General features: G+C 69.9%; 2 protein-coding genes. Both read left to right on the top strand.

From position 1 onward, the window contains the following. A partial coding sequence (locus LCH29_RS43465; RefSeq protein ID WP_446467205.1) for an SDR family NAD(P)-dependent oxidoreductase occupies positions 1–3,446 on the top strand: 3,446 nt, incomplete at its 5' end. A 48-nt stretch (positions 3,447–3,494) separates the two neighbouring features. After that, positions 3,495–5,355 (top strand): type I polyketide synthase (locus LCH29_RS43460; protein ID WP_446467204.1); only part of this gene is annotated, 1,861 nt, incomplete at its 3' end.

The following is a 5,355-nucleotide window of genomic DNA, read 5'->3' as shown; positions in this document are numbered from 1 at the left end:
CCGAGGTCGCCGACATCCTCGGCGGGTTTGCCGAGGGCGAGCGGGTGGCGGTCGCGGCGGTGAACGGGCCCACGTCGGTGGTGGTTTCCGGTGACGAGGACGCGGTCGAGCGTGTGATGGCGGTTGCGGGCGAGCGGGGTCGGCGGGTGTCGCGGCTGCGCGTCAGCCACGCCTTCCACTCGCCGTTGATGGAGCCGATGCTTGAGGAGTTCGCCGAGATCGCGGCAAGCGTGACGTACCGGCAGCCGATCCTTCCGGCGGCCAGCACCCTCACCGGGCGGCCGGTCGACGAGCAGGACTGGGCCACGCCGGACTACTGGGTGCGCCAGGTCCGCCGCCCGGTGCGCTTCCACGACGCCCTGCTGACCACAACCGGCGAGCAGGCGGCGGCCCGGCTGCTCGAAATCGGTCCGGACCCGGTACTGACCGCGCTCGCTCAGTCCGAAGTGGACACGGCGGTGTCGGTGCTGCGTAAGGGCCGACCCGAGGCCGAGACCGTGATGGCAGCGGTGGCGGAACTGTTCGTACACGGGGGCAAGGTCGACTGGTCCGCCGTGTTCGCCGAGAGCGGCGCCGAGCGGATCGGCCTGCCGACGTATGCGTTTCAGCGGCAGCGTTTCTGGATGGGGGCCGTCCGGCCGGGTACCGATGCGAGCGGCTTGGGTCTGGGTGCGGCGGGGCATCCGTTGTTGGGTGCTTCGGTTGCGGTGGCGGGTTCGGAAGCGGTGCTGTTGACGTCGCGGTTGTCGGTGCGGTCGCATCCATGGCTGGCTGATCACGTGGTGGCGGGTTCGGTGTTGGTGCCGGGTACAGCCTTCGTTGAGCTTGCGGTGCAGGCGGGTGACCGAGTCGGCTGCGGCCGTGTGGAGGAGCTGACCTTGCAGGCGCCGCTGGTCCTTCCGGAGGACGGCGCTGTTCAGGTGCAGCTCAGTGTTGATGCGCCGGAGCCCGGTGAGGAGCGGCGTGCGCTGCGGGTGTACGCGCGCCCGGAGGGTGACTCGGCTGATCGGCCGTGGACGTTGCACGCCACGGGCACCCTCGTGGTCGAGCGTGCGGCTGCCGACTGGGATCTGAGTGTGTGGCCGCCTGCCGGTGCGGAGCCGGTTGCGCTGGAGGGGCTGTATGAGCGGCTGGCCGGTGCGGGGTTGGTCTACGGGTCGGCGTTCCGGGGCTTGCGGGACGTGTGGGTGAGTGGCGGTGAGGTGTTCGTGGAGGCGGCCTTGCCGGAGGAGGTGGCTGGTGAGGCGTCGGCGTATGGTGTGCATCCGGCGCTGCTGGACACGGTGCTGCACGCGCTCGGGCTCCAGACTCCGGAGGTTGAGGGCGCGCTGCTGCCGTTCCTGTGGTCCGGCGTGTCGCTGTCCGCCGTCGGTGTCTCGGCCGTACGGGTGCGGCTGTCGCCGCGAGGATCCGGCGAGTACAGGCTGCGCGTGGCCGATACCGCTGGTCAGCCGGTGGCCGACATCGACTCGCTGGTACTGCAACCGGTGTCGGTCGCCGACCTCGCTGCCGCCCGTGCCACGGCCGACAGCCTGTTCCGGCTGGAGTGGAGCCCCGCACCGGCTCCGGCCGAGCCCGGCGAACGTGGCGATTTGGCCGTCCTCGGCACCGATCCGTACAACGAGGACGGGTGGTCTGACGCGGGAGTCGCGGTGACCGGTTACGCCGACTTGGAAGCGTTGATCGCTGCCCTGGACGACGACGGTGTGACGGTTCCGCGGACCGTCGTGCTCCCGGTGGCGCGGAATTCTGGGGATCTCCTGGGTGTGGTCGCTGGTGTGCTGGGGGCCATGCGGACGTGGCTGGATGAGGAGCGCTTGGCGGGTTCGCGTCTGATGGTGTCGACCACGGGCGCGGTCACGGTGAGCCCTGCCTCCGACACGGGCGAGCTCGACCTGGCGGCCGCCGGGGCGTGGGGCCTGGTGCGGTCCGCGATGAACGAGCATCCGGGAAGGTTCGCGCTGGCCGATGTGGATGGCGAGCCGGACTCCTACCGGGCTCTGGCGGCGTACCCGGCCGGATCCGGGGAATCCGGGGAGAGTCAATTCGCGGTGCGGCAAGGCCGGACCTGGGTGCCCCGGGTCGTCCGCATGACCCCCGCCACCGGCGAAGACATCCCGGCGACACAGTGGGACAAGGGAACGGTGCTCATCACCGGTGGGACCGGCGGACTGGGCGCCGTGATCGCCCGCCACCTCGTATCCGCGCACGGCGTACGGAACCTGCTGCTGATCTCCCGCCGAGGCCACCAAGCCCCCGGTGCCCAGCAACTCCGCGAGGAATTGGCCGACTTGGGCGCCTGCGTGACGATCACTGCCTGCGACGTCAGCGACGAGCGGGCACTCGCCGACGTGCTCGACACCGTCCCGGACGATGCGCCGCTGGCCGGGGTGGTGCACGCCGCCGGTGTGCTCGACGACGGCCTGATCACCGACCTCACCCCGGCACGCCTGGCCGATGTGCTTGCGGCGAAGGCGGAGTCGGCGCTGCACCTGCACCACCTGACGGCGAAAGCCGACCTTCAGGCGTTCGTGCTGTTCTCCTCGATCGCCGGAGTGGTCGGAAACGCCGGGCAGTCGGCCTACGCGGCGAGCAACACGGTGCTCGACGCACTTGCGGTGTCCCGACGCGCCCAGGGGCTGCCCGGCGTATCCCTGGCGTGGGGCATGTGGGAACACCCCGACGGCATGGGCGGCCGCCTCGGTGACGCGAACCTGGCCCGTCTGCGCGGACAGGGCTTCGCGCCGCTGACCACCGAGCACGCGCTAGCGCTGTTCGACTTGGCGGTACGGTCCGACGAGCCGATCGCGCTGCCGGTCTCGGTCAACACCACGGCACTGGCCGCACGCCGGGACAGCGTGCCCGGCATGCTGCAGGGCCTCCTGCCGGCGGCCGCCCGGCAGCGGCGCGCCGGGGACCGGAGCGGTGCGGGCAGTTCCGATGCGCTTGCCCGCCGCTTGCGGGGCCGGTCCGCGGCCGAGCAGGACAGGGTGTTGCTGGACCTTGTGCAGTCCCAGGTCGCGGCGGTGCTGGGACACGGTTCCGCCGGCGTGATCGATCCGGGGCGGGCGTTCAAGGATCTCGGGTTCGATTCCCTGACCGCGGTGGACCTGCGTAACCGGCTCAACAGCGCGACCGGGCTCACCCTGCCCGCCAGCCTCGCCTTCGATCATCCGACGATCGAGGGCCTCGCCGGATACCTGCGCGAACAGCTCGACCAGGGCTCCGGCGAGGGCGATTTCAGCCTGAGCGACCTGGAGAAGTTCGAAGCCGCAGTGCTCTCGATGGCCCAGGACGGCGCGCTGCGCCAGCAGGTGCGGTCACGCGTCAAGGCGATGGTGGCGCGGCTGGAGGAAGACCTGGGCGACGGTACCGAGAACGACGATATCGATTCCGCTTCACTCGATTCGATGTTCGAAATCATCGATCGCGAACTCGAAGGATGAGGGCGCTCATGACGGCACCCTCAGGCGCGACAAAGGGGCTGGGCTCACGTGTCCACTGACGAGAAGACGCTGACGTACCTCAAGCGTCTCACCACCGACCTCCGCGAGACCCGCCAGCGTCTGCGAGAAGCGGAGGCGAAGGACCACGAGCCGATCGCGATCGTGGGGATGGGCTGTCGCTACCCGGGCGGTGTGTCGTCCCCCGAGTCCCTGTGGGAGCTGGTCGACTCGGCCGGCGACGGGATCACCGGGTTCCCGGCCGACCGTGGCTGGGACCTCGAGGCCCTGTTCGACCCGGACCCGGATCGTGCGGGCACCTCGTACGCGCGTGAAGGCGGTTTCCTGCATGACGCGGCCGAGTTCGATGCGGAGTTGTTCGGCATTTCGCCGCGTGAGGCCCTTGCGATGGATCCGCAGCAGCGGTTGTTGCTGGAGACGTCGTGGGAGGCGCTGGAGCGGGCCGGGATTGACCCGTTGTCGTTGCGTGGTTCGTCGACGGGTGTGTTCGCGGGGCTGATGTACCACGACTATGCGTCGCGGTTGCAGGTCGCTCCGGAGGAAATCGAGGGCTTTCTCGGGAACGGGAACGCGGGCAGCATCTTCTCCGGCCGCATCGCGTACGTCTTCGGGCTCGAGGGGCCCGCGGTGACGGTGGATACGGCGTGTTCGTCGTCGTTGGTGTCCCTGCATTGGGCGTGTCAGGCGCTGCGTGCGGGGGAGTGTGGGATGGCGTTGGCCGGTGGTGTCACCGTCATGTCGACTCCGTCGACGTTCGTTGAGTTTTCGCGGCAGCGGGGTCTGGCCTCGGACGGCCGTTGTAAGTCTTTTGCGGACAGTGCGGACGGTACGGGGTGGGCCGAGGGTGCCGGGGTGGTGGTGCTGGAGCGGCTGTCCGACGCGCGGCGCCTGGGGCATCCGGTGCTGGCGGTCGTACGCGGGAGCGCGGTCAACCAGGACGGTGCGTCGAATGGGCTGACGGCGCCGAACGGTCCGTCGCAGCAGCGTGTGATCCGCCAGGCGTTGTCGTCGGCGCGGCTTTCGGCGTCGGAGGTGGACGTCGTTGAGGCGCATGGTACGGGGACGCGACTGGGCGACCCCATCGAGGCGCAGGCGTTGCTGGCGACGTATGGTCAGGCGCGGTCCGAGAAAGAGCCCTTGTGGCTGGGTTCGGTGAAGTCGAACATCGGCCATACGCAGGCTGCTGCTGGTGTTGCGGGTCTGATCAAGATGGTGATGGCGCTGCGTGCGGAGCGCTTGCCGCGGACGCTGCACGTGAACGAGCCCTCGACCCAGGTGGACTGGACGGCGGGTGCTGTGCAGTTGCTGGGGGAGGCTCGTAGGTGGCCGAAGGGGGAGCGTCTGCGCCGAGCGGGTGTCTCGTCCTTCGGGATCAGCGGCACCAACGCGCACATCATCATCGAAGAAGCGCCCGAGTTCGAGCGCCAGCCCGAACCTGACGTGGCCGAAGATCCGCCTTCGGCGCAGTCGCTGCCGGTGGTGCCGTGGGTGCTGTCGGGGCGCGGCGAGCGGGCGGTGCGGGCGCAGGCCGAGCGCCTGGCCGGTTTCCTCGACGCGGCGGAAGGGGTGGCTGACTGCTCGGCGGCCGATGTCGGCTACTCGTTGGCGACGTCGCGTGCGGTGCTCGATCACCGTGCTGTGGTGTTGGGCGGGGATCTGGAGGATTTGCGTTCGGGGGTCGCCGAGCTGGCCGACGGTGGCACTTCTGTGGTGTCCGGCGTGGTGTCGGAGGGGCGTACGGGCTGGATGTTCACGGGGCAGGGCAGTCAGCGGCTGGGTATGGGCCGTGAGCTGTATGGCGTGTTCCCGGTGTTCGCGAAGGCCCTGGATGAGGTCTGCGGCCATCTGGACGCGGAGCTGGCGGGCAGGCCGGGGTTTGAGCACTCGGTGC

The sequence above is a fragment of the Streptomyces sp. BRA346 genome, assembly GCF_052851135.1.
This window is presented reverse-complemented; position numbering and strand designations above follow the sequence as displayed.